The organism is Nostoc sphaeroides (assembly GCF_003443655.1).
Taxonomy (GTDB): Bacteria; Cyanobacteriota; Cyanobacteriia; order Cyanobacteriales; family Nostocaceae; genus Nostoc; species Nostoc sphaeroides.
The window spans coordinates 1,878,612-1,901,839 of the sequence record NZ_CP031941.1; the positions used below are offsets into that span (position 1 = coordinate 1,878,612).

At 41.6% G+C, this 23,228-nt stretch carries 18 protein-coding genes and 2 pseudogenes; 10 read left to right on the forward strand and 10 right to left on the reverse strand.

Features of this window, described 5'->3' with window-relative positions:
• The first annotated feature begins 14 nt into the window (after window positions 1–14).
• Window positions 15–371 carry a hypothetical protein gene (locus tag D1367_RS08565; protein WP_118165690.1) on the forward strand — a complete coding sequence of 119 codons (357 nt, stop codon included), beginning with the start codon at window positions 15–17 and terminating at the stop codon, window positions 369–371.
• A gap of 260 nt (window positions 372–631) precedes the next feature.
• On the opposite strand, the gene D1367_RS08575 is transcribed toward D1367_RS08565, so the two are convergent.
• Window positions 632–4,573: a DUF2157 domain-containing protein gene (locus D1367_RS08575; protein ID WP_118165694.1), complete on the reverse strand. Its 3,942-nt coding sequence runs from the start codon at window positions 4,571–4,573 to the stop codon at window positions 632–634.
• 235 nt (window positions 4,574–4,808) lie between these two features.
• The gene (locus D1367_RS08580) at window positions 4,809–6,392 is read right to left on the reverse strand and encodes a glycosyltransferase family 39 protein (RefSeq protein ID WP_118165697.1); all 1,584 of its coding nucleotides are present in this window, start codon (window positions 6,390–6,392) and stop codon (window positions 4,809–4,811) included.
• Window positions 6,393–7,375: 983 nt separating this feature from the next.
• Between D1367_RS08580 and argZ the strand changes: the two genes are divergently transcribed.
• Both argZ and D1367_RS08590 read left to right on the forward strand, forming a co-directional pair.
• A complete protein-coding gene (gene argZ / locus D1367_RS08585) occupies window positions 7,376–9,487 on the forward strand; it encodes a bifunctional arginine dihydrolase/ornithine cyclodeaminase (RefSeq protein WP_118165699.1) in 2,112 nt (703 codons plus the stop codon).
• Window positions 9,488–9,533: 46 nt separating this feature from the next.
• Window positions 9,534–10,085: a DUF2085 domain-containing protein gene (locus tag D1367_RS08590; protein ID WP_118165701.1), complete on the forward strand. Its 552-nt coding sequence runs from the start codon at window positions 9,534–9,536 to the stop codon at window positions 10,083–10,085.
• Window positions 10,086–10,503: 418 nt separating this feature from the next.
• On the opposite strand, the gene D1367_RS08595 is transcribed toward D1367_RS08590, so the two are convergent.
• The 3 genes and pseudogenes from D1367_RS08595 to D1367_RS08605 form a co-directional block, all read right to left on the reverse strand.
• Window positions 10,504–11,730, reverse strand: a complete 1,227-nt coding sequence (locus D1367_RS08595; RefSeq protein ID WP_118165703.1) for an RNA-guided endonuclease InsQ/TnpB family protein — start codon at window positions 11,728–11,730, stop codon at window positions 10,504–10,506.
• A gap of 252 nt (window positions 11,731–11,982) precedes the next feature.
• A pseudogene (locus D1367_RS08600) lies at window positions 11,983–12,396 on the reverse strand (DUF4351 domain-containing protein); the annotation flags it as partial.
• Window positions 12,397–12,516: 120 nt separating this feature from the next.
• On the reverse strand, window positions 12,517–13,389 hold the full coding sequence (locus D1367_RS08605) for an S-methyl-5'-thioadenosine phosphorylase (RefSeq protein WP_118165705.1): 873 nt from the start codon (window positions 13,387–13,389) through the stop codon (window positions 12,517–12,519).
• Between the two features lie 468 nt (window positions 13,390–13,857).
• Between D1367_RS08605 and D1367_RS08610 the strand changes: the two genes are divergently transcribed.
• Entirely contained in the window at window positions 13,858–14,982 is a 1,125-nt protein-coding gene (locus tag D1367_RS08610; protein WP_118165707.1) for a metallophosphoesterase family protein, read from the forward strand.
• A 154-nt stretch (window positions 14,983–15,136) separates the two neighbouring features.
• Here D1367_RS08610 and D1367_RS08615 read toward each other — a convergent pair whose 3' ends face one another.
• A complete protein-coding gene (locus tag D1367_RS08615) occupies window positions 15,137–15,568 on the reverse strand; it encodes a nucleoside deaminase (protein ID WP_118165709.1) in 432 nt (143 codons plus the stop codon).
• 15 nt (window positions 15,569–15,583) lie between these two features.
• Between D1367_RS08615 and D1367_RS08620 the strand changes: the two genes are divergently transcribed.
• The gene (locus D1367_RS08620) at window positions 15,584–16,507 is read left to right on the forward strand and encodes a nucleoside hydrolase (RefSeq protein ID WP_118165711.1); all 924 of its coding nucleotides are present in this window, start codon (window positions 15,584–15,586) and stop codon (window positions 16,505–16,507) included.
• A 29-nt stretch (window positions 16,508–16,536) separates the two neighbouring features.
• Here D1367_RS08620 and D1367_RS08625 read toward each other — a convergent pair whose 3' ends face one another.
• The 4 genes from D1367_RS08625 to D1367_RS08640 all read right to left on the reverse strand — a co-directional run bounded on the left by D1367_RS08625 (window position 16,537) and on the right by D1367_RS08640 (window position 18,466).
• Window positions 16,537–16,797 carry a hypothetical protein gene (locus D1367_RS08625; protein WP_118165713.1) on the reverse strand — a complete coding sequence of 87 codons (261 nt, stop codon included), beginning with the start codon at window positions 16,795–16,797 and terminating at the stop codon, window positions 16,537–16,539.
• A 168-nt stretch (window positions 16,798–16,965) separates the two neighbouring features.
• On the reverse strand, window positions 16,966–17,301 hold the full coding sequence (locus D1367_RS08630) for a hypothetical protein (RefSeq protein ID WP_118165715.1): 336 nt from the start codon (window positions 17,299–17,301) through the stop codon (window positions 16,966–16,968).
• An 8-nt stretch (window positions 17,302–17,309) separates the two neighbouring features.
• Window positions 17,310–17,723 (reverse strand): hypothetical protein, encoded by a 414-nt coding sequence (locus D1367_RS08635; protein ID WP_220451022.1) that lies wholly within the window; start codon window positions 17,721–17,723, stop codon window positions 17,310–17,312.
• Between the two features lie 191 nt (window positions 17,724–17,914).
• Window positions 17,915–18,466, reverse strand: coding sequence for an NUDIX hydrolase (locus tag D1367_RS08640; RefSeq protein WP_118165717.1), 552 nt, complete (start codon window positions 18,464–18,466; stop codon window positions 17,915–17,917).
• Between the two features lie 127 nt (window positions 18,467–18,593).
• Between D1367_RS08640 and D1367_RS08645 the strand changes: the two genes are divergently transcribed.
• From D1367_RS08645 to D1367_RS08675, 5 genes and pseudogenes are all read left to right on the forward strand, one after another.
• Window positions 18,594–19,646, forward strand: coding sequence for a dipeptide epimerase (locus D1367_RS08645; protein WP_118165719.1), 1,053 nt, complete (start codon window positions 18,594–18,596; stop codon window positions 19,644–19,646).
• Window positions 19,647–20,022: 376 nt separating this feature from the next.
• Window positions 20,023–21,069, forward strand: a complete 1,047-nt coding sequence (locus D1367_RS08660; protein WP_118165723.1) for an N-acetyltransferase DgcN family protein — start codon at window positions 20,023–20,025, stop codon at window positions 21,067–21,069.
• A gap of 283 nt (window positions 21,070–21,352) precedes the next feature.
• The gene (gene psb34, locus D1367_RS08665; RefSeq protein WP_118165726.1) at window positions 21,353–21,523 is read left to right on the forward strand and encodes a photosystem II assembly protein Psb34; all 171 of its coding nucleotides are present in this window, start codon (window positions 21,353–21,355) and stop codon (window positions 21,521–21,523) included.
• 144 nt (window positions 21,524–21,667) lie between these two features.
• Entirely contained in the window at window positions 21,668–21,988 is a 321-nt protein-coding gene (locus D1367_RS08670; protein WP_323808634.1) for a hypothetical protein, read from the forward strand.
• 374 nt (window positions 21,989–22,362) lie between these two features.
• Window positions 22,363–22,899 (forward strand): annotated as a pseudogene (locus tag D1367_RS08675) (peptidase M48 Ste24p); the annotation flags it as partial.
• Window positions 22,900–23,228 lie beyond the last annotated feature (329 nt).

Sequence of the window (23,228 nt, forward strand, 5' to 3'; positions counted from 1 at the left end):
GGAGAATTAATTTTATGTCAGAGATAGCACCTAATATCGATAACAAGAAAGCATTGGATGAATTTTTCAAAACAATCAGTAAGATAAATACTGAGTTAAATAAACCTGGTATTGACAGTAAATTTACCGTTCCAGAACATCAAGAAAAACTTAAAGAATATCGTCTCAGATTGAAGAAGTGTGTCGACACAGACAGGAACAAGATTGCCGCCGATCTAGTCAACCAACTGGAGCAAAATGAGAAAGGTTTTGAAGATGGCATTAAAGCGATAAATCAAGAAATCCAGGAAATAAATGATACTGTAGATTTCTTAGACATTTTGGGTCGGACGATTAATACTATTGAAAAGATTGTTCATGTGGTAATTTGACAGTCCATGAAGTTTTTCGATATTTTAAGTCTTTTAACCCAATTAGGTAATGCTGTTTCAAACGGCTACGGTTTTTCATGGGATCTGGAAAACCTCTCTCTAAATCTCTCTCCTAAGAGGAGAGAGACTTTGAAATTTCCCCCTTCCCGCTACGAGTTGGGGGTTAGGGGGTTAGGTATTTCGTGGCTTTTCCACATAACGTGAAAAGTCAGGTAATTTGACTTGCGATCGCCTGTTTAATTAGTTTAATCTTTAGCTTACTATTCCCATGATTGAAATTCATCAATGGCGCTACGAATTAAGGAAGTTATTTGAGCGCGACGGGTTTCAAAGTTAGCGGCGATGTAAATTAGTAAGATGCCAACTAGCAAGCCTACAACCCATTTTAAAAAGGAGTACTGCAAGCTAAAAATGACTGATTGATAGATTGTAGTGATTAAAAAAGTCGCTGTACCAATGTAGAGAAAAGCCCTCACTCGCAAAGCTAATCCGGCAAAAATGGCGATGAGGCTGAAAATTCCCGGTATCCAGGGTGTGTTTTGCTCAAATAAAATTGCCCACCCACAAATTAAACCACTACCTAATACTCTCAGAATGTGACGAGCGGTTTTATACTCTGGTAGCTTCAGTTGGGTATCTACTTGAGCAATATAAAGCAGTGATAACCCAATTGGTGTTACATACCACAAAGCATCAGTTAGGCGTAAGGAATCAAACCAACGGTAAAGCGCCCAATCAATCAACGCCACGCTAACATAAGTAAAACGGATGTTTTCACCCACCTTTGCAAGGAAGATGTAGAATCCAGCTGCGAGTACTAAGGTAATCGGGTAAGTTTGCAGTCTAGTTTCCCATAAAATTATCAGTGGTATGATGTATGCAGCTTGTTGCCAAGGTTTTTTAGACCAACCCCAATTTTCCCAAGGTAGAATGTACAGAAAATAGGCTACCACACAGGCGATCGCACCATTCCAAGGAACTAATGGCCCAGCCCAAAATTTTCCCACTGCTGTCTCGCGCCAATAAACCCTCATCCCAGCTACTTCTAATAAGCCAAGGTAAACCCACATCTCGGCTATTGTGATTCCTCCGAAAATGCTGGGGGAAGTCTGCGAATTTCGTCCCTGAAAGATGGCATAGCGAATCAAAAATACTCCAGTTCCCAATCCCACTAAACGGTTAACTCCAATGGGAAGAGGAATGGCAGCCATTAATAAACAACTACTCCAAGCCCAATGAATATGAGCAATTCCTTTCAGTTCTTGGGGAGTTAGGCGTAAGTAGCCAACTAGCCAAGGCGACAGGATGCGGTAAGCATACATGATACTTGCGCCAAGGGCAGACATGGCAATCAATCCATCACCTAATCCTCCTCCTGAAGCTTGTAACATTTGATAGAACAAAAGTTCATAAGCAGAAATGGATACGCCAATGATTCCTAAGTACAGCAGGGGTTTAAAGTCTTCGCGCCGTCGCCCCACGCCAATGATAATTAAAGCTACACCCAAGGAATACAAACCTGTCCACTCGGTGAAGGTGTTCACCCGCAGCAATACACTGAATGCACCATAAATTAATGGCAAAATGTGAAAACTGCTAGGAAGCCTTTCTAATTGATGTCGTCGTCGCCACCACTCGCCGACAAGTTGAGCGATTAAACCTAAAGCGATATTTGCGTAGCTTGCCGCCGTAGGCATCGCTATCTTAACAGTTGAATGTTCCCCAAATCCCAACACCTGGGCAGTCAACAATTCTAAAGACCAACCGATGCCATAAAATGCCCAATTTGTCGGTTGCCGCCAACTGCGATAAACAATAGCTGTCAAGGTGATTGCAGTGGCAGCTAAGTACAAAAATCCAGAAGTAATAAACCCTGAGTAAATTAGGATTGAGTGTAGTGTCAAACCAAACAACTCAAAACCACACAAGGCGATCGCCCATTTATCACTGGCGGCTGCATATATAATTGCTAATTCGTTACCGCGTCGGTTCAAAACTGTCTGCGCTAACCATAAAATTAGGATTGCGATCGCTCCGACGACAAACCAACCTCCTAGCGCGAGGCGAGGTAAGCCAGGTGCGCCTACCCATAACAGCGCCACAATGAAACTTAGAAGAAATCCTTCTGTTATTACCGCAGATATTTGGTTTCGCAAATAGCGCGTATTTGCGAACATCAATCCCGTACCCACAGCCAAACCGATTAATCTGGTTTCTGGTAGCTGTAAAGTCAGTAACTGGGCAACTCCCACAGCCAATACACTCAAGTAACGGCTAGTAAGGCGACGCTCTATAATTGTGGCACTGGCAACACCCGTGAGAGTTATAGGCGTAACTAGCCATAAGACTCCCCAATAAGCTTGTCCATTAGCTATGCCATACCAAGATGATTCTGCATTCATCCACAATACAAAAAAACTAGCGGCGGCTAATCCTAAACCAATGTCCCATGCACTACGTCGCCATAAACCTTCACTAAGGCTAAATACCCATTCTGCAACCATCAGAGCTAATAAAATACTTGCCCAGGCTGGTTGACTCAGGGTTGGTAATAACCAATTAATGGTAAAACAAAACGTCAGCACTCCCATGATGTGAGTTAGATATATCAGAGGAAGGGATGCGGGGGAACGGCGTTGAGTGACGAATGCCAGAGTGATGGTAGAAAATAGCAGATTTAGCGATCGCAATGCGGGATTTACGATCGCTAAAGTTGTTAAAAAAGCTCCAAATAACAGGGTGAGCAGTTCGCCAAATTTAGCCAATTCTCGCTTTTCGGTGCGATGCAATCTATCTGTGAGCGCCACCATCAAAATTATGTATGGAAATAAAGCTATACTCAGCAACGCCCAAGGTTCATTTTGAGAATTGGTGAGTTGGGTGCTAATTGCGATCGCTAATTTCTGTAAGCTATCAGGTACTAATCGCCAACCTAACCAAATTGTCTGCAAGCCAATGACGAAAACTGCTGCAAAGTCTAGCTTTAAACTGTACTGCCGCAAGCGATTCCCCACAAACCACAAACTCAAAGCACTTACAGCGATCGCTGACATCGGATAATTTACTACCGAAACCAGCCAACCCAAGAAGAGTAGAGTACCGCCCAGTCTTTCCCAGAGTAAGAGGGATGAGGGGGATGAGGGAGATGAGGGAGAGTAATTTTGAATTTTGAATTTTGAATTTTGAATTGTTTCCCCCTTCTGTGCTAACCAAGTTACTAACCAGCCGCAAATGCCAATAGCTAACCCCAACTGTGTGACATTTACCTTGGCAACAAAAATCGCCCGAACTAGCAGCACTATCAGAGCATAAATAATTACAGTGGCAGGTAAACTAATACTTAATCGATGCCGATTTTCCTCACTGATAGAATTAGGCTGTTGGTAATTGTGATAAACAGTAATAATAGTTGTGCCGATCATTGCCACATAAACGGCAATCAAGGGAAATCCTTTTAATTGCCAACCCCAATGCAGATAACTCAGCGCCAGAATATTTATTAGAGGTAATTTCCCGGTAAGTAAATTGGGAAAAATACTGCGATTTTTGGAGAGTAAAACAGTTATAGCAGTAAGGGTAGGACAGGCGATCGCAACTACAATCCAATCCACAGGATTTTGCCACAACCGAAAGCTATCCATTGCCCAAAAGTTTACTGGGACTAACAAAAGGGTGACAATCAGCAAAGTTTGAGCCGTCAATCTCAGGTTGCTTTGCCTAGTTGCCCAAAAGCTTAATCCCCAGAAAGTCAAAGTATAAGCAAATAAAACTCCATATTGTCCAGAAGCCGGAAACCTCTCCCACTGACTCGCAGCCAGTACCCCAGAGGACACCACTACTAAGAATACTCCTAGAAAAAGTAGCCAACGCACACTCAGTTCTGCCCCTAAAGACTGCAACATTGTGCTGATAAAGTTGGGTTTAGCTGGTTTTTGCTGCGGTTGTCTACGGCTACTAGATTGTAAAGCTGCTACGGGCAACTGCTGCACTGAATCGGAAGGTACAAAAGCTACCTTTGTTTCAGCTTCCGGCTGGGGTTGCAATACCACCGTACACACCAGGAATTCTCGGCATAGCTGCCTAACTTGGGTATCGGATATCAAACCTAAACGCAGCCATATATCTAGTCCTTCTAATAACTGCGGATGGGAAGATGGCAGCCTAAGTTCAAATTTTAGCGGGCGCTCAAGGGGCGATGACATAAGAGGCAGCAGTATAACTATATACTTAATTGTGTATTTAATTAAAGTATATTTTGGCTTTAATTGTGCCACTTATTAGGCTTGTTGACTGTTGACTGTTGACTGTTGACTGAAAACTCGTGAACCGTCAACGGTCAACAGTAAAAAACTCCACGCCACTTGCGGGATGGAGTTTTTAGTCATTAGTCATTAATACCAATGACTATTTGCTCAATCAGATGCCTGTATCTTCGGTTTAGGTGGATTTTGTTATTTTCCAGAGTAAGTCGTTTATCTGCTGTAACTTTGAGTTATAAATTTTCTCAATTCCAGCTTTTAAGAAGTCAGAGGGACGAAATAAGAATATGTCAGTAAAGCCATTAGTAATTTCTGGTAATTGATTTTTCTTGACAAGTTGAAATCGGACTTTTGGATCAACTAAGTGACCAAGAATTTGTATTGGTGGAATTATGCTAGCATCACTAATTAAAAGCGGTTTATTACCTTCACTAACAATCTGAGCAATTTGTGGCAATTCTTGGTTTTTTTCCGGTACTTTGTTCCACCACATCTGGGCTTGAGAACTGATCGTACAAGATATGATTCCACCAATGATTACCATAAAGGCTACAAGTGACCAGAGCTTTTTTTGCCAAACTTTAGTAGAAATAGAGGTGAGTTTAGTGCTAAATAAATAAGCAACAGCTAACTGTATACCTAAAACGGAGGAAAGTGTATATCGACTAGTAGCGTATCGTTTTTGAAAGACGAAATCTCCTATCAGTAGGGGAAGCCCTACTGCTCCAATCAAGGTTAAGACAAATAACCAAACTTCCTTAGAGGTTCTTCGACAAATAATATAAATTGAGTAGAGTATTAAAGCTAAAATAATTAAAATGAAAGGAATTAAGGCAATCTTAAGTTTTCCTGGATCGCTAGGGCTAATACCTAAATCAAGAAAGGTACGACTAAATATCCCAGCCCACCTTGCAACTGACGCAAAAAATGTTTGTTTAGCACTTGCCCAACTTACTGATTCTGGTTGAGGGTTGGTAATAATAATCCAAATCCAAGGTACGAAAGTTAGAAACCCCGCAAGCGATGAAATCAGGTAATAAATCGATGTTTTACTCAATCGAAAGCGTTCGATTGCAATTACATAAATTCCTTGCCCAAAAGCAACCAATGTAAAAAATAGATGAGTATAAAACCCTAATGATAACGTTGCTGCATAAATGCACCAACTAACCTTTGTTTTAAGACGCATAGCTCGCAGCAGTGCTACGCTCGATATTAAGATGGTTACTATCCATAAACTATATGCTCGTGCTTCTTGTGCATACACGACATGAATAGGTGAAACGGCTACCAACGCCATCGCTATCCACCCTACTAGTGAAGACTCAAACAATTCTTTGCATAGCCAATAAATACAAGGAAAGGTAAGCAGACTAATAAATGCCGAAAAACTTCTCGTCACTGCTACAGAATTGCCAAACCACTCTACCCAAAACCGGTTCATTACAAGGTATAGTGGCAGAATCTGTGAGTCTTCTAACATAACCCCTTTAAGTGTATCAATTGCATTTTTTTCAGGATTTGGATACTGATATTTATGCAAATCTTCTATAGTGAGCAAACTACCATTACTTAACTGCTCATTCATTTCTGACTGCGTATAGCCAGATATGCGTAATGATGAGAAAACTTCATCGCCCCAATAAAGTTTTTTGTCAAGATTGACGAAGCGAAAAAATACACCTATTACTAATAGGATGATGATTAAAAAACGTAGTGAAGATTGAGAAATAAACCAGTTCTGTGAGAATTGCTTTTTCATGTACTTTTCAATCTCCTCAAGAGCTTAGTAAATGTTGGTATAATTTTACTATCAGAATAGTTTCTTAAAAGACATTTTGCTTCTAATGCTACTCTCAAATATATTCCAAGACCCTACAACTATTTTTGGTCAACCGCAAAATTCAGTTTCAGGTTAATTTAAAATTTATAAATTGTAGATTTTGAGTTAAATTTCTCTTATTAATATGAGTTTTAATAAGTTTGCAACTTTTAGCAAAATTATTCCATATATAGCAATCCTAAATAATTTATGAGAATATACGGAGATATACAACGTGATTTATTAAACTTACTTTTAAGCTATATAATATTATGCAATATATATAACTCTAGCCTCCAAATTAAGTCATAAAGGAGTGTTTAAAACTACGCTTATAGTTTAAGTATTTTCTCACACATGATTTAGGATTGCTATATTACAATCGATTACTTTTATTTGCCATCTCATAATATATTATAAGATGGACTAAATGTAAAATAATTGTGTTAAAAACAAAAAGATTTCATAAAGTTTATATATAAATAGTATAAATACGCCCTTGTGTAAAATTGAAAACAAGCCGAAGATGCTGAGTCTGGTATATCGAGGAGACTAAGCTAGCGATCGCAAGGCGGAATTCAAAATTCACGCATTCAAAATTCAAAATTAAGACAGAGTAAGCGTTCCGTTGATTTTGAATGGTCTGTTTATTTACGCCGCGCTGTACTAGCGATCGCGCCCAAAAATGATGAGGACAGGGGGCAGGGGGAGAATACTTAATGACAAATGACCAATGACTAATGACTTTTGCCACCTTCTCTACTTATTACCATCTTCCAGTAATAGAATTAATAACGAACCCTTTGTAAAGCCGTCAACTATCAAAAGATAGAAGCTCTAGTAACAGATTTTACCGAATGTCAGTAAATCGAAAATCTGATCCCAAGTAGGCTTGTAGCATATAAAACGCTTGTAAGATTTTTATGACTTCCCGTATTCGCTTTTTGATGTGCCCTCCTGACCACTACGATGTAGACTATGTGATTAATCCTTGGATGGAAGGGAATATTCACAAGTCATCGCGCGATCGCGCCGTGGAACAGTGGCAGGGACTAAACCAGATCCTTAAACAACACGCCATTGTAGACTTAGTACCACCTGAAAAAGGTTGGCCAGATTTGGTTTTTACCGCCAACGCTGGCTTAGTACTGGGGACTAATGTCGTCCTCAGTCGCTTTTTACACAAAGAACGTCAGGGAGAGGAGCCTTTCTTCAAACAATGGTTTGAGGCAAATGGTTATACAGTCAATGAACTTCCCAAAGATTTGCCCTTTGAGGGAGCAGGGGATGCACTCCTGGATCGAGAAGGACGCTGGTTATGGGCGGGATACGGTTTCCGCTCAGAATTAGATTCTCACCCTTATTTAGCTAAATGGCTGGATATAGAGGTGCTATCCCTGCGACTCATAGACGAACGTTTTTATCACTTGGATACCTGTTTTTGTCCCCTAGCAAATGGCTATTTGCTATACTATCCAGGGGCTTTTGATTCTTACTCCAACCGCTTAATCGAAATGCGAGTCGCAGCCGAAAAGCGAATCGCACTTGAAGAGGCTGATGCAGTCAACTTCGCTTGTAATGCGGTGAATGTAGATAGCATCGTCATCATGAACAAGGCGAGTGATGCTTTGAAAACCCGCCTAGCAGATGTAGGTTTCCAAGTGCTGGAAACACCGCTTACCGAATTTCTCAAAGCTGGCGGTGCAGCTAAATGCTTAACTTTGCGGGTAACAGAACCAGTTAGAGATGAACTTCATGCCAATGTCTCGGTAGAAAGCCGTGTCATTCGCATGGAGGGACACTTGCTCGACGCAGGCTTAATTAACCGCGCTTTGGATTTGATTATAGACGCTGGGGGAAGCTTCAAAGTCCTGAATTTTAACTTGGGAGAACAGCGCCAAAGTACCTCAGCCGCCGAGGTTAGGGTATCAGCGCCATCCCATGAGGTGATGGAAGAGATCATCTCCCGATTGATTGATTTGGGTGCTGTAGATTTACCCCATGATGAGCGAGACGCTAAACTTGAGCCGGTAATTCAAGATGGTGTTGCGCCCGATGATTTCTACGTCAGTACAATTTATCCCACCGAAGTGCGAATTAATGGCCAGTGGGTGAAGGTGGAAAATCAACGCATGGATGGCGCGATCGCAATTACTCAAACTGCTAATGGCTTTGTCGCTCGGTGTAAAATACTACGCGATTTAAAAGTTGGCGAACGAGTAATTGTAGATGTGCTAGGTATCCGCACCATCCGCAAAACTGAATCACGCGAACTCCGCAGCACCCAAGAATTTAGCTTTATGTCGGCGGGGGTTTCTAGCGAACGGCGCGTGGAATTGGTTGTTGAGCAAGTAGCTTGGGAATTACGTAAAATCCGCGATGCGGGTGGTAAGGTAGTTGTCACGGCTGGCCCGGTGGTGATTCACACTGGTGGCGGCGAACACTTGGCGCAACTGATTCGGGAAGGATATGTGCAAGCATTGCTGGGTGGTAATGCGATCGCAGTTCACGATATCGAGCAAAATATCATGGGCACTTCCTTGGGTGTAGACATGAAGCGGGGTGTCGCCGTGCATGGTGGACACCGCCATCACCTGAAGGTAATTAATAGTATCCGCCGTTATGGCAGCATTCATAAAGCTGTGGAGGCGGGAGCAATTAAAAGTGGCGTGATGTATGAGTGTGTCCACAATAATGTACCTTTTGTGCTTGCGGGATCGATTCGGGATGACGGGCCTTTGCCTGATACCGTAATGGATTTGATTCAAGCACAGGAGGAATATGCTAAACACCTAGAAGGTGCGGAGATGATTTTGATGCTGTCATCGATGCTGCACTCTATTGGCGTGGGAAATATGACTCCGGCGGGGGTGAAAATGGTGTGTGTAGATATTAATCCAGCTGTGGTAACTAAGTTAAGCGATCGCGGTTCTGTAGAATCGGTGGGTGTGGTGACAGATGTGGGATTATTCTTGAGTCTGTTGATTCAGCAGTTGGATAAGTTGACAAGTCCTTATGTAAATAAGGTAGGTTAAGAGAACGAACGAACCGCAGAGGCGCAGAGGGCGCAGAGAAAGGGAGATGACAAGAGTAGCTTTCAGTGAAGAATTGCAGGTTAATTGGGTAAGTTTGATTGCTGATTTCTTGTTGGTAGGGATGGTTTTTGGCCCGCCTATCGCTCCCTTTTTGGCTGCGTCTGGAGTGTCTTTGCTTCCTGGGATTGCCGACATCATTTATTTCATGGGTAATCATGTCTGTCCGCAACCAGATATGGGGTTAGATTTAGCACCACCGTTTATTATGGCTGTGTGTATGCGCTGCTACGGCACTGTCACGGGTTTGCTGATTACTCGTCTGTTGTATGGGGTAACTGGTGGTAAAGGTTTTTACTGGTTGAATCAGTATGGCTGGGGTGGTGCGGCTTTAGCTAGTGTGCTAATGATGGCTTATCCTTTGGAATTGGCAGCACAGATTTTCGGTTTGTGGAGTTTTAATAACTATCTGGTTACGCCTTTTGGGTTGATTACAGGTTTGGCGTGGGGATTATTTACTATGCCGATTTTGCACCGGTGGCAAAGAGGGGGGACACAAATTTTAGTAATGAGCGATCGCCTGTATGATTTCAGAGAATAGTGCCACAGCTACGCCCGTAGCAATACTTCTCGGTTAAGGGGAAAAGGGGAAGGGGAAAAGGGAAAGAAAAAACCTTTAACAAGTGGTAGGGGTTTAAGTCAAGAGCTTCTATCAAGCAGCGCGTTTTGTGTCGGGGTCTAAATCCCCGTGACAAAACGTAATTGCGAATTGCGAATTGCGAATTGCGAATTGTTTTAACCCTTCCCCTTTAACCTTTTCCCCAAACCAAATTCTGAGTTCAAAATGCTTAACCGAGTAGTATTGACGCCCGTAGTAGCGATCGCTTTTGCTTTAATTTTAGAAACTATTCTGACTCGGAAAATTCCCCAATTCTGCTACATTAACTTTGATTTTGCGCTAACCAAGCTTCTAAATCAGTTAAACTCGAAAAATCAAGTAAAGCCTCTGGTGACATCTCCTACACTTCTGCTTCGCAGTAAGTGTAGGCTTCCAAGACAATCCGGCTATTGCTTAGGAGACTCTTGGCTTTAAGAACGGAATGCCCTACCGCCCTTTTCTTTATATTAATCGCAGCATTATGATCCCTATCCAAGTTGCATGAACAATGAGGACAACTATGCCATCTCTCATGCAGCTTTTTAGGAACTTTAGCCCCACAATTAGAACAATCTTGAGATGTGTTTTTTGGGTTAACAGCTATCACAAGCAAACCAGCATTTTCGGCTTTATTTGCAAGAATTGATAAAAAGCTTGACCACCCAGCATCATGAACTGACTTTGCTAGTTTGGACTTTGAAAGTCCTTTGATGTTTAAATCCTCATGGACTATGACATCATATTTTTTGAGTAAATCATTAGCAGTTTTGAAGTGAAAATCCCGACGTTTGTCAGCAACTTTTTTATGTTGCCTACCTAGTTGCTTAACTGCTTTTTGTCTCCCTTTACTGCCCTTTTTACGTCTAGATACTCGCTTCTGAACCACTATGTTGCGTTTTTGTGCTTTTCTATAATGTTTTGGAATAGCAACAACTTCACCTTCAGAAGTTGTTAAGAACTCTTTTAATCCCAAGTCAATGCCAGTAATCGATTCGGGATTAATGTCGGGCTTAACAGTAGGAACTGTAGGGTCTTCTAGGCTTAAAGTGATGTAGTATCCATCTGCTTTTTTGGTGACAGCAGCAGTTTTAATTTTGAAACCAGTAGGTAGTTGACGATGCAAAACAACTTTTATTAACCCCAACTTTGGGAGATTAATCAAGTTATCCTGCAAGCAGTCTTCTTTCATCTGAGGATAAGTGAAGGTTTTGTATCTACTTCTAGATTTAAACCTTGGTTTGCCACTTTTCTGACCGTTGCTATCACCTTTCAGAAATCTGTCAAAAGTTACCTTAACTCGCTTAACAACATCTTGCAAAACTTGTGAATAAATATCACCGTAATGGGGATGACTTTTCTTCAGTTCAGGCAATGTTTTCTTTTGAGAGTAGTAGTCTGGATTATCTCTTAATTCTGGGAGATGACAAACTAGTGGACAAGCATTGACAGGACTACGGTTTTGTTCGTACCAATTAAATCTATCTGCCAACAAATAGTTATACTGAGCGCACAACATAGATAACCATCTATCTATCTCTGCGGCTTGCACTTTTGTTGGACGTAGCTTGTACTGGTATGCAATCCTCATTTCTTGATTCTCAGCACCAGATATACTTTATCCTAAAAGGGTAAACATTGTGTACCCATTATGAAAAATTCTAGATTAAGTGTCAGAATGTCAACACGTAGATTAAACAAGCTGAGGCAGTATGCAGCAAATAAGGATAAAACAGTGACACAAATAATTGAGGATTGGATCGATAGGTTGCCAAGCTCCAAGACTGATGATTCCTCATCGACCAACAACTAATTCAATCCTACGGATTGAATTAGTTGTTGGTCAATTCGTCATCATCCAAAAATTCATCCCACACTGCCTTCGGTCAGATGTGGGATGAATTTTTGATTTAGCTAAATTATCCAATTGTGTTGAGTCTAAAGCTTGAATTTTCAATAGCTGTGCAGGTGGAACAGTTCCGACCTTACGGCGAAGTTGTCGGATAATAATTGATAAAGCTTTTTCCTGCTGAATATCCTGATAAATTACAGACTCGCGCATAGCATCACTCCGTAATAACCTTTTAATCAGTTCCTTGTTTAATACTAACCCAGATAAGATTGCCGTTGACGCAGCAATATTACTTTGTGTTCGGGTATCATTTATTTGCTCAATAGCTTCAGCAACCTGTTGTAATGTTCGCGTTTTATCCTCAGTTTGACTGAGGGTGGCAAACGGTAACAAACCAGTGTCATTTGCCATTAGTTATTTTGTAAGAATTCAGGAGACGCGATTAATCGCGTCTGTACAGAAATTACGAGTCAGAATGCCTGGAAAATCAAGGGTGGTAAGGCTGCTTAATTTTCTTCAAATTATCTACAAATACTTCTGCAACAATAACCCTAACTTTTCCTTCGTCGCTGCTGGTGCTTTATCCAACTGAGTCAAAATCGCATACTGCAACGCCGAATGCGCCTCACTGGTTGGTGGATTTTCACTCAACCGCCGCACAGTTTCTTGAATCACCTTTTGAGCATTCACAGCATTCCGCAGCAAATTGCCAATCACCAATTCCACCGTCACACTGTCATGATCTGGATGCCAACAATCATAATCTGTCACCAGCGCTAAAGTTGAGTATGCAATTTCCGCTTCCCTTGCCAACTTCGCCTCTGGTAAATTCGTCATCCCAATAATTGTTGCACCCCAACTGCGGTAAAGATTCGATTCTGCCTTAGTGGAAAAAGCTGGGCCTTCCATGCACACATAAGTACCGCCGCGATGGAGAGTAACTTCTGGTAAATTGAGAGATGCGATCGCATCTGCCAACACACCAGCTAAATTCTTACAAATCGGATCGCCAAAAGCAATGTGAGCAACAATTCCCTCACCAAAAAACGTTGAAATCCGATTTTTCGTTCTGTCAATAAACTGATCTGGTACCACCATATCCAGTGGTTTCGCCTCTTCCTTCAAGGAACCCACAGCACTAGCTGAAATTAAATACTTTACACCCAATTGCTTCATCGCATAGATATTAGCGCGAAACGGCAACTCAGAGGGTAACAGCGTGTGATTACGACCATGACGCGCCAAAAAAGCTACCCGTGTACCATCCAAAGTCCCCAGAATCAAAGCATCTGATGGTGAACCAAAAGGGGTTTGGACATGCACCTCTTCTATATCTTTGAGTGCGTCCATTTTATACAGACCACTACCACCAATAATTCCAATACTAGCTTGAGCCATGATCCTGAACCTGTTCCTTGCTGATCTGCTAAGTTATTTTACCGAAAAGGGGAGTAGCAGAGAAACAAACAAAGCGATCGCATTTCGTGCCGCTATAGAAGTCCTAAATCGTTTGTGAAAATTATTATATATATCTTTTTTTTTATTTCTTATCTTTGCGTCTAACTCTTATGAGACGCTACGCGTTGGCGGTTCGTTTCCTAATCTATATTTTTCACGGCTCATTTAGGATTGCTATAACACTATTGAATTGTTATCCATTAATTGTTAGTTTATGCTAATTTCCGATAATTTTTCAGATTAATGGTTATATTCAGCCTTGAAATTAATTGTCAGCATAGCGTTTAATCTATGCTTAATGTATACAAATATTAAGTAAATGCACTCCTGAGCAGCGAAACAAAGCAAGCGTTATACTTTTGGGAAAAGGCTTGTTTTAACCTCTGCTTTTAACATTTTCATAAATCAATGACTCTCAATTTTCGCTTTGCGGTAGTCAGTGACTTACACCTGGCACTTCCCCATACAATCTGGGATCATCCCAACCGATTCCACCTAGTAGAAGTCAGTATCTCGGCGTTTCAAAGTGTACTAGAACATTTAACACAACTCGATTTAGATTTCTTGTTATTGCCAGGAGATTTAACCCAGCACGGCGAACCAGAGAACCACGCCTGGTTGCAACAATGTTTAGCCCAGCTACCTTTTCCCGTGTATGTTGTTCCTGGCAATCATGACGTTCCTGTGCTGTTAGCTGATCAGCAATCAATTTCTTTTGCGGACTTTCCCTACTATTACACTAAGTTTGGCTACGAAGATCCCCAGCAGATTTACTACATTCGTCAGTTATTGCCTGGAGTTAAGCTGATTGGACTAAATTCTAACTCCTTTAATGACCAAGGTGAACAGGTGGGGTGTTTGGATGCCAAACAGCTACGGTGGTTAGAAGAGGTGCTGGCGGCATCTGTTGATGAATTAGTTCTGGTGATGGTGCATCATAATGTAGTGGAGCATTTGCCCAATCAATCGAACCATCCACTGGCAAATCGATACATGTTGGCGAATTCAGCAGAACTATTGCAGTTGCTAAGACGCTACGGAGTCAAACTAGTATTTACGGGGCATTTGCACGTTCAGGATATTGCTTATTCAGATGGAGTATATGATATTACCACTGGCTCTTTAGTGAGCTATCCTCACCCTTATCGGGTGCTAGAGTTTCATCGGGATGACCAAGGTAAAGAATCGTTGCAAATTATATCTCATCGGGTAGAGTCAGTGCCTGAGTTCCCCGACTTGCAACAATCATCGCGGCAATGGATGGGCGATCGCTCTTTCCCCTTCCTCATCAAGCTACTAACTCACTCTCCATTAAATTTACCATTATCACAGGCAAAAGAATTAGCTCCTAGTTTGCGCGAGTTCTGGGCAACTATTGCCGATGGAGATGCAGTATTAGATTACCCCCACTTTCCGCTAGAAGTGCGGCGTTACATTCAGTCCTATGGTGCATTGGCGCAGCAAAACCCCAGTATCGCTACTAGTGGAACTCCTACGCTGATTGATAATAACAGCACACTTTTGCTAAGTTAAAAGGCTGGTGACTTTTTAGATAGCGATCGCTCTTACCATAATTCTCCTATGAGAAGTCATTGTACAGACGCGATTAATCGCGTCTCTCTTGTACGATTAATCGCGTCTCTCTTGTACGATTAATCGCGTCTCTCTTGTACGATTAATCGCGTCTCTAATTACCGATATCTTCATTCCAAAGTTCGGGGTTAGTTTCAATAAACTCACTCATCATTTGTTCGCAATCATCAAGATTTAGATCAATTACTTCCACACCGTGAGATACCATAAATTCTTTAGCACCAGGAAAAGTTCTGGATTCTCCGACGATGACTTTTTTAATCCCAAATTGTACCACTGCCCCAGCGCACAGGTAACACGGCATTAAAGTTGAATAGAGTATAGTACCTCTGTAACTGCCAACTCTCCCAGCATTACGGAGACAATCAATTTCCGCGTGAGTAACAGGATCTGCGTCTTGCACACGTTTATTGTGTCCTCTGCCAATAATGTTGCCATCCTTGACGAGAACCGAACCAATGGGAATTCCCCCTTCTTGTCTGCCTTGTTTAGCTTCTTGAATAGCAGCTTCCATAAACTCATCCATATTAATTCTCCTTTTATGACAAAACAACTGGTATTAATGGATCACGATGGCGGTGTAGATGATTATTTAGCAACTATGCTGCTGTTGACGATGGATCATATTGAACTCCTTGGTGTCGTTGTCACTCCAGCAGATTGTTACGTTCAACCGGCTGTTAGCGCCACACGTAAAATTATAGATTTGATGGGATTTTCTCATATCCCGGTAGCAGAAAGCACTGTGCGTGGTATCAATCCATTTCCTACTCTCTATCGCCGTGATTCATTTATCGTTGACCATCTCCCCATTCTCAATCAAAGGGAAACCATCACTACGCCTTTGGTTGCTGAAACAGGTCAAGATTTCATGATCAAGGTGTTGCAGGAGGCATCAGACCCCGTAACGTTGATGGTAACTGGGCCTTTGACAACGGTTGCAGTGGCGTTAGACAAAGCACCGGATATTGAAGCCAAGATTCACAAAATTGTGTGGATGGGAGGTGCATTAAATGTTAGTGGTAATGTAGAAAAAAGTTTGGAAGCGGGACAAGATGGTTCCGCAGAATGGAATGTTTATTGGGATGCGGTTTCAGCAGCGCGGGTATGGCAAACCCAAATTGAAATTATTATGTGTCCTTTGGATTTAACTAACAATGTCCCAGTTACATCGGAGTTAGTATACAAAATGGGACGACAACGCCACTATCCCATCTCTGATTTAGCCGGACAATGTTATGCACTAGTTATCCCTCAAGATTATTATTTTTGGGATGTCTTAGCAACAGCTTATTTGGGACATCCAGAATTTTATCAATTGCGCGAATGGGAAACAGAAATTATCACCACTGGTATTAGTCAAGGGCGTACTAAAGTAATTTCTGGTGGAAGAAAAATTTCTGCAATGGATAAGGTAGATAAAGAAGCTTTTTATGCTTATATCTTGCAGCAATGGGCAAGATAAAAAACTAAAAAATTAGGTGGTGTGGATATTCAAACTTGTGCCTGCACAACAAAATCCTCAATTTGTCTGATTCGATCCCAATCAATGGCAGCAAGCCACAACTTCTCCTCTTCGGAGAACTGCACCACTCCATCAACTTCCAAATCCTCACTAGATATCGTGAGTAACTGCCCATCTTGTAGCTTAATACTTTGATTTGCCAAGTCTTCGATTGTACCAATACAGTTCAAACGCAAACGCCCTTCAGCATCAGCATTATGAAAATCTGCAAAAACTCTAGGGGTAATCATTCTAGGCGATCCAAACTATAACTGCTGCAAATAACGAACCGCAAAGGACGCAAAGAAAAGAGGTTTGTACAAGGTTGGGGATTTAGGGCGATCTAGAACGTTTTGCTACCGATAAAAGGACTTTTCAAACAACCTCTAAGACATCCTCCATACCTCCATGACTGAGAATTACTCGTAGCGTGCCTTTTTAGATTTAATCACCTCAATGACATCATCGTGTCTTTGCCCTTCGATAATATCCTTGAGATGAATTTGCCCATTAATGTATTGAACATGGATGCGCCAACCTGAGACTTTATCGATATCAGCACGATAAATTGCCTGCTTCACACCTTTTATTTTGTGCAGCCTCGTTTTTGGAAATTTTCTTGTTCTGTGACACTCGTTATCTTCAAGTTCTGCTAAGGCTTCAAGAAAAGCAATCTTTAGCTCGTCATCTGGCAAAATTTTCATGGCTTGATAAATAATGCCGTATTCATCACAGAGAGTAAGGGTTTGTGTCATAAACCAACTTACAAGATCCGGGCAGTTTCTTGATTGTGGTTGAGTAATCCTTGATACAAAGACTCTGCCACACCTTTATACGCTTTATCGAGTTCATCGTGTTTGACAACTCGAAAAAGAGTAAAAATAACTTGCCCAAAAATTGGATCTTCGTCAACTGTCAAAATTACCCTTAGTTTCTGCGAAACCCTTAGCGTGTAAAGCGAAGATTCATAGCCATTAATATCTGACGGTAGGGGAAGACGACGCAACTTACGATAAACGTCAGCTTTTTGAGTTGGGAAGAGGCTGGCGCAATCATTAATTTTTTGAATCGCTGCGGCTTTCTCATCTTCACTCAGCCTGCCAAGATCCTTTTCAAAGCTTCTTGTTGACTCAATTAGAACATCCACGTTACAAACCGCCAATTTGAATTTAGCCACTTGCCCTCTGTCCTTCAAATAGTAACAGTGATATACAGAAAAATTCTGTACTCATCTTTACGAGGACATTATATGGAAACTTTATTAATAATATTTTATGTCAAAACGCCCAAAAAATCTGCTGTCAAAGCTTTCCGATACAATTCGTCTCAAGTATTTTTTTACAAAACAGAAGACAGATAAAACGATTATTAATAATTCATAAAATTTAAACCTAAGAAAATAGCCGCAATAGTTCCCGCCACAGAAATTTCACCTTGGGCAATTTTATCTAAAACTGATTCTACAGGAATTAATACAACTTCAATCTCTTCTGTAATATCTAGTTGTTGCTCTCCAACTTTGCTCACATTTTCTGCTAAAAATAAATGTATTTGATTGGTATCTTTACTCGGCTTATCGTATAGAGTTCCGATTTTTATAAATTCTTGGGAAATATAACCAGTTTCTTCTCTGAGTTCTCTAATTGCTGCTAATTCTGCACTCTCTTTTGTAGGATCAAAATCCCCTGCTGGCAGTTCTAAGAAAAATTCACCTACTGCATGTCTGTATTGCCGGACAAAAATAATTTCTCTATTATTAGTAATAGGTAAAATCATCGCAACGTCAGGCTTAATACTGACAAAATAATCATCTATAATTTTACCATTGGGTAATTCTATTTCATCTTGCCTCACCTGACACCAAGGATGATCTAAAACCATTTTTGATTTTAAAATCTTCCATTTTTTTAAGTTATTCATAAATAAAAATAATGTATAAAACCTTTAGTCATCAAGCAATGAATGTAAAAAAGTATAACAGATCCATCTGATAATCTAAACTTTGAACTTACACTGGCTTTTGCATAACATAATATGTATAACCAGTATGCAAATAAATATAAATTTATTTACAGTAAACAAAAGGTTTCCGTTGACTATTAGTCGAGGGACAACGGCACAGACAACTAATGTATGGGTGAGAATTTCACACGATCGCATCGAAGGCTGGGGAGAAGCATCACCATTTGGCGTGGGTAATCATCGGCAATCAACTGATGCAATCAAAGACGCCCTACAGCAAGTTGTACCACTGTTGGAAGCATTCAGCCCCTTACAACGACAGGAAATTGAGCAAGTTTTAACACAAAACCAGGTTCCTTCTGCTGCAAGAGCGGCGTTAGATATAGCAATGCACGACTGGTTAGGTAAGCGCGTAGGATTACCCTTGTGGCAAATTTGGGGACTCGATCGCAACCAAATAGTACCGACTTCTGTCACAATTGGGATTAATTCACCTGAAGGAGCCAGAGCTAGGGCGCGAGACTGGTTACAATTTACTGATGTCCGCCTTCTCAAGGTGAAGCTAGGTAGTCCAGATGGCATAGATGCAGATAAAAAAATGCTCTTAGCTGTGCAACAAGAAGCACCATTACTAGAATTTTTTGTTGATGCCAACGGGGGTTGGAGTTTGGAGGATGCGATCGCAATGTGCAATTGGCTAGCTAATTTAGGTATAAAATATGTAGAACAGCCATTGCCACGGGGGCAGGAAGAAAGTTTAGCAAAACTCAAACAACACTCTCCCCTGCCCATCTTTGTCGATGAAAGTTGCTTCACAAGCTCCGATATTCCCCATTTGGCAAACTACGTGGATGGTATTAATATCAAACTGATGAAATCAGGGGGACTAACCGAAGCAATGCGAATGGTACATACAGCGCGAGCATATCGATTGCAAGTAATGTTTGGTTGCTATTCTGACAGTGCGCTAGCTAATACAGCAGCATTACAGCTAGCGCCACTAGCTGATTATCTAGATTTAGACAGTCACCTCAATTTAATCGATGATCCCTTTACGGGTGCATTGCTAAAAGAAGGGAGAGTTTTGCCAAACGATTTACCAGGCTTGGGGGTTAGCCAACAACACTCAATAAGCTAACAATCACTCACTTTTAGTCACTTTCTTTGACAAACTACGAATAAAGTCACGCAATACATCTGATTTAGTCCTTGAGACTTGTTCACAGTATGCATCTAATAAATCCAACTCTTGCTGCGGAATTCTTATTGTCACCTTTCTCTCGTCTTTCATCGTCTGTCAATATGCTGTACAATATATATATGTTACTAGCATTTAAGACAGGATCATTGCGGGTTCAGTCTTGACAGAGATTTGAATGCCGCGATTAATCTCAAAAACGCGGTGAGTCACACCGTGTCAGCTTGTGGACTGGATAGTACCGACACTTCCAGAATGAAGCAAGAAAATTTCAGTTTGTTAACAAACGTTAGTAAATTATGAACGGTACAACAGAGTGCGTCTATCACCTAATCAACGAGTAGCTATCTTGCTGCATGACGGAATTACTGGGCATCACGGCAAAACAGGGCTAGCAATTTTACGTTACAGTGAAGCCCCAATCGTAGCCGTAATCGATCGCAAGTGTGCTGGCAAATCCCTACCAGAATTAACCAATATCAAGCGTGATGTCCCAATAGTAGCATCGGTAGCCGCAGCCCTAGAGTACAAGCCAGAAGTCTTAGTAATAGGCATTGCCCCAGGAGGTGGTGCTGTACCAGATGATTACTGGTTAGAAATCAAAAACGCTCTAAAAGCTGGAATGTCGCTGGTAAATGGTTTACATACACCAATGGCAAACATACCAGAGTTAAATGCACTACTCAAACCAGGGCAAGTAATTTGGGATGTACGCAAAGAACCGCCTAATATAAGTGTTGCTAGTGGAATGGCCCGCACCCTTTCCTGTCGGCGGGTTTTGACAGTAGGAACCGATATGGCGATCGGTAAAATGTCAACTAGTCTAGAGTTACATTGGGCAGCAAAACAACGAGGCTGGCGTTCTAAATTCCTCGCCACCGGTCAAACTGGGGTGATGTTAGAAGGGGATGGTGTGCCTTTAGATGCCGTGCGGGTAGACTTTGCCGCCGGTGCTGTAGAACAAATAGTTATGCGCTATGGCAATAACTACGACATCCTGCACATTGAAGGACAAGGTTCACTGCTACACCCTGGTTCAACAGCAACCTTACCCCTAATCCGTGGTTCGCAACCAACCCAACTGCTGTTAGTACATCGTGCGGGACAAACTCATAACCGTAATAATCCCCATGTACCAATTCCACCTTTACTAGAAGTGATTCGGCTTTATGAAACTGTTGCTAGTGCCGGTGGTGCTTTTGGAAGCGTCCCTGTAGTGGGGATAGCTCTTAACACAGCCCATTTAGATCAGTCTGCGGCAGAGGATGCGATCGCTCAAACAATAGCAGAAACCGGACTACCTTGCACAGATGTAGTCCGCTTTGATGCCAATGTGCTATTGGATGCGGTGATGAATAATTAGATAATGATTGCAACAGATGGAGCGCTAAATACGATTACTAGTAGAGACACGAAATCGTTACACTAACGTGTCTCTACTCTTTTATACCATTTTAGATTTTGCCATTTAAAAAATTGCGTAATATATGGCACTTTCGGCGACTGGAGCAGCTTCGCCTAAATTCCCTATACCTGATAAGTAAATTTGATAATAACCATCAGCCTTTTTTTGTCAAGTCCTCTTGACGTTTCGTAACAATATTGTTAAATTTAGTTACATAAGCAAACAAAAAAGAAAAAAAACTATGTACACCACCACTAATGAAGACGGCGTTCTCAATAACTACGCATCTGAACCCAAAGTTTACTACGCTGAATACCCAGCAATTTGGGAACAACGTAAATATGTTTTACAGGCTCTTTTTGCAACTTTAATTGTTACAACTTTAGTTTTAGTTGGTTTTAGCGTTAGCTAAGATTTTTCGATTTCGGTATCGCTGTATCTCATCGTCATTCGTACCTCTCTCTCTTACCTCGGCTAGTTTCGCCGGGGTTTTTTGTTTTTTAATGCTGTGGGTTGGCTTTGATGCTTCATCAAAACCTACCTCAACAGGCTTTCAGTGTTTCGAGGGCCAAAACAAAATGGCCGTGTCACTCCTCAAACTCTATTTCGTGGTAGTGTCAACTACGTTGGTTCAGGTTCAAGTACAAGATATGTGACTCCGCCGGGGGTACTAGATGGCCCTTACATCTCACAATTTTTATTGCTAACTATTCCTTGGGGAACTCAGTCTATTTCGCCATTGATTCGTACTGCTCTTCCTGGTAATGACTTTCTAATCAATTTTCAGGAATGGTTGACTATTCAGAATGGAGGTAGTTCAGGGAAGACCATTAAAACAATTCGCAATTCGCAATTCGCAATTCGCAATTCGCAATGACGCTCCTACGTCGCTAACGCTGCGCTAACGCAATTACGTTTTGTGTCGGGGTCTAAATCCCCGTCACAAAACGCGCTGCTTGATAGAAGCTCTTGACTTAAACCCCTACCACTTGTTAAATACGACCCCAAAAACCGTTACATAGTCACGATTCGGGATTTAGGTGAATATGCCCATATTGGCGGCCCTACATACCTGGGAGCCTCCTTGATTCTTAATAGCAACGGTACACCTTTGAATCCGGGCAATCCCTACGTCCACCGAACAGTTCGCGCTTGGGCATGGTGTCTCACAAAAAACACATCGCTATATGCGTATTTTGCTAATTGCTCATAAAATTTAAAAAAGAGCCTTTTGCATACGTGGGCCCAAGCATGAAACGAATCTGGAAGCCTTTACTGCCAGCCTCGAAGTGGGTATTACTTTCAGCTGCTACATCAATTTTGATAATCCTGACGCAAGCAACTTTACCCCTTTTGGCACAAGAACCTGCTGCCTCTACCACTATTGAAACGACAAAGCCCAGTTCAGAAACAACTAAAATCCAAAAGTTACGGGAAGTGCTGCAACGTTCATCAACGCCAGAAGCACCAAAACCCACCCCTGAAGTTTCCGAACCGAAAAAGCCAGAGTCGCCAGCAGAACCCCCACTCACTCCTGAAGAACTCAGCCGTCAGCTAAAATTTATAGAAGCGGATAGACTTTATCTGGCGGGACAAATCCCAGAGGCGGAAAAAATTTACCGCGAAGTTAAGCAGCCTTTTGGTAAAACATCAGATAATCAACAGCGTAAAGCTGCCATACTCGACCCCACGCAACTATCCCCAGGAGGTAAAGTCTACTGGCGAGAATCAGAGGCGGGGATAGCACAAAAGTTGCAAACAAAAACTTTAGTACCTTTGCAACTGTTAGCTAGATCAGCAGAAGCCCCACACTCACTTTTAGGAGTGTGGGATGAATGCGCGGGAGTGGGGAGATATAGTAATTAATATATTTTGGCGTAGCCGAAACAGTTAATTGCTATGTCGAACCATGACCCATATTCATTATATTCCCTGAGAGAAATATGGTATTGTAGGTAAGTACAGACAAAGCCGAAAATGCTAGCTGTACGCTGAACCTAGACAATCTAGAATATGGGGTTCCATTCAAGAATAGATATTTTTGTATCGTCTCCGTGAATGGGTAAAATTCTAGCGGTTAAGGCAAGAACATACTTTTTGGTACTTGTTCAAAGTCT

Bases quoted from the DNA above. Each gene is read 5' to 3' on its own strand.
- D1367_RS08565 (WP_118165690.1), top strand. From the start codon at position 15: ATGTCAGAGATAGCACCTAATATCGATAACAAGAAAGCATTGGATGAA.
- D1367_RS08575 (WP_118165694.1), bottom strand. From the start codon at position 4,573: ATGTCATCGCCCCTTGAGCGCCCGCTAAAATTTGAACTTAGGCTGCCA.
- D1367_RS08580 (WP_118165697.1), bottom strand. From the start codon at position 6,392: ATGAAAAAGCAATTCTCACAGAACTGGTTTATTTCTCAATCTTCACTA.
- argZ (WP_118165699.1), top strand. From the start codon at position 7,376: ATGACTTCCCGTATTCGCTTTTTGATGTGCCCTCCTGACCACTACGAT.
- D1367_RS08590 (WP_118165701.1), top strand. From the start codon at position 9,534: ATGACAAGAGTAGCTTTCAGTGAAGAATTGCAGGTTAATTGGGTAAGT.
- D1367_RS08595 (WP_118165703.1), bottom strand. From the start codon at position 11,730: ATGAGGATTGCATACCAGTACAAGCTACGTCCAACAAAAGTGCAAGCC.
- D1367_RS08605 (WP_118165705.1), bottom strand. From the start codon at position 13,389: ATGGCTCAAGCTAGTATTGGAATTATTGGTGGTAGTGGTCTGTATAAA.
- D1367_RS08610 (WP_118165707.1), top strand. From the start codon at position 13,858: ATGACTCTCAATTTTCGCTTTGCGGTAGTCAGTGACTTACACCTGGCA.
- D1367_RS08615 (WP_118165709.1), bottom strand. From the start codon at position 15,568: ATGGATGAGTTTATGGAAGCTGCTATTCAAGAAGCTAAACAAGGCAGA.
- D1367_RS08620 (WP_118165711.1), top strand. From the start codon at position 15,584: ATGACAAAACAACTGGTATTAATGGATCACGATGGCGGTGTAGATGAT.
- D1367_RS08625 (WP_118165713.1), bottom strand. From the start codon at position 16,797: ATGATTACCCCTAGAGTTTTTGCAGATTTTCATAATGCTGATGCTGAA.
- D1367_RS08630 (WP_118165715.1), bottom strand. From the start codon at position 17,301: ATGACACAAACCCTTACTCTCTGTGATGAATACGGCATTATTTATCAA.
- D1367_RS08640 (WP_118165717.1), bottom strand. From the start codon at position 18,466: ATGAATAACTTAAAAAAATGGAAGATTTTAAAATCAAAAATGGTTTTA.
- D1367_RS08645 (WP_118165719.1), top strand. From the start codon at position 18,594: ATGCAAATAAATATAAATTTATTTACAGTAAACAAAAGGTTTCCGTTG.
- psb34 (WP_118165726.1), top strand. From the start codon at position 21,353: ATGTACACCACCACTAATGAAGACGGCGTTCTCAATAACTACGCATCT.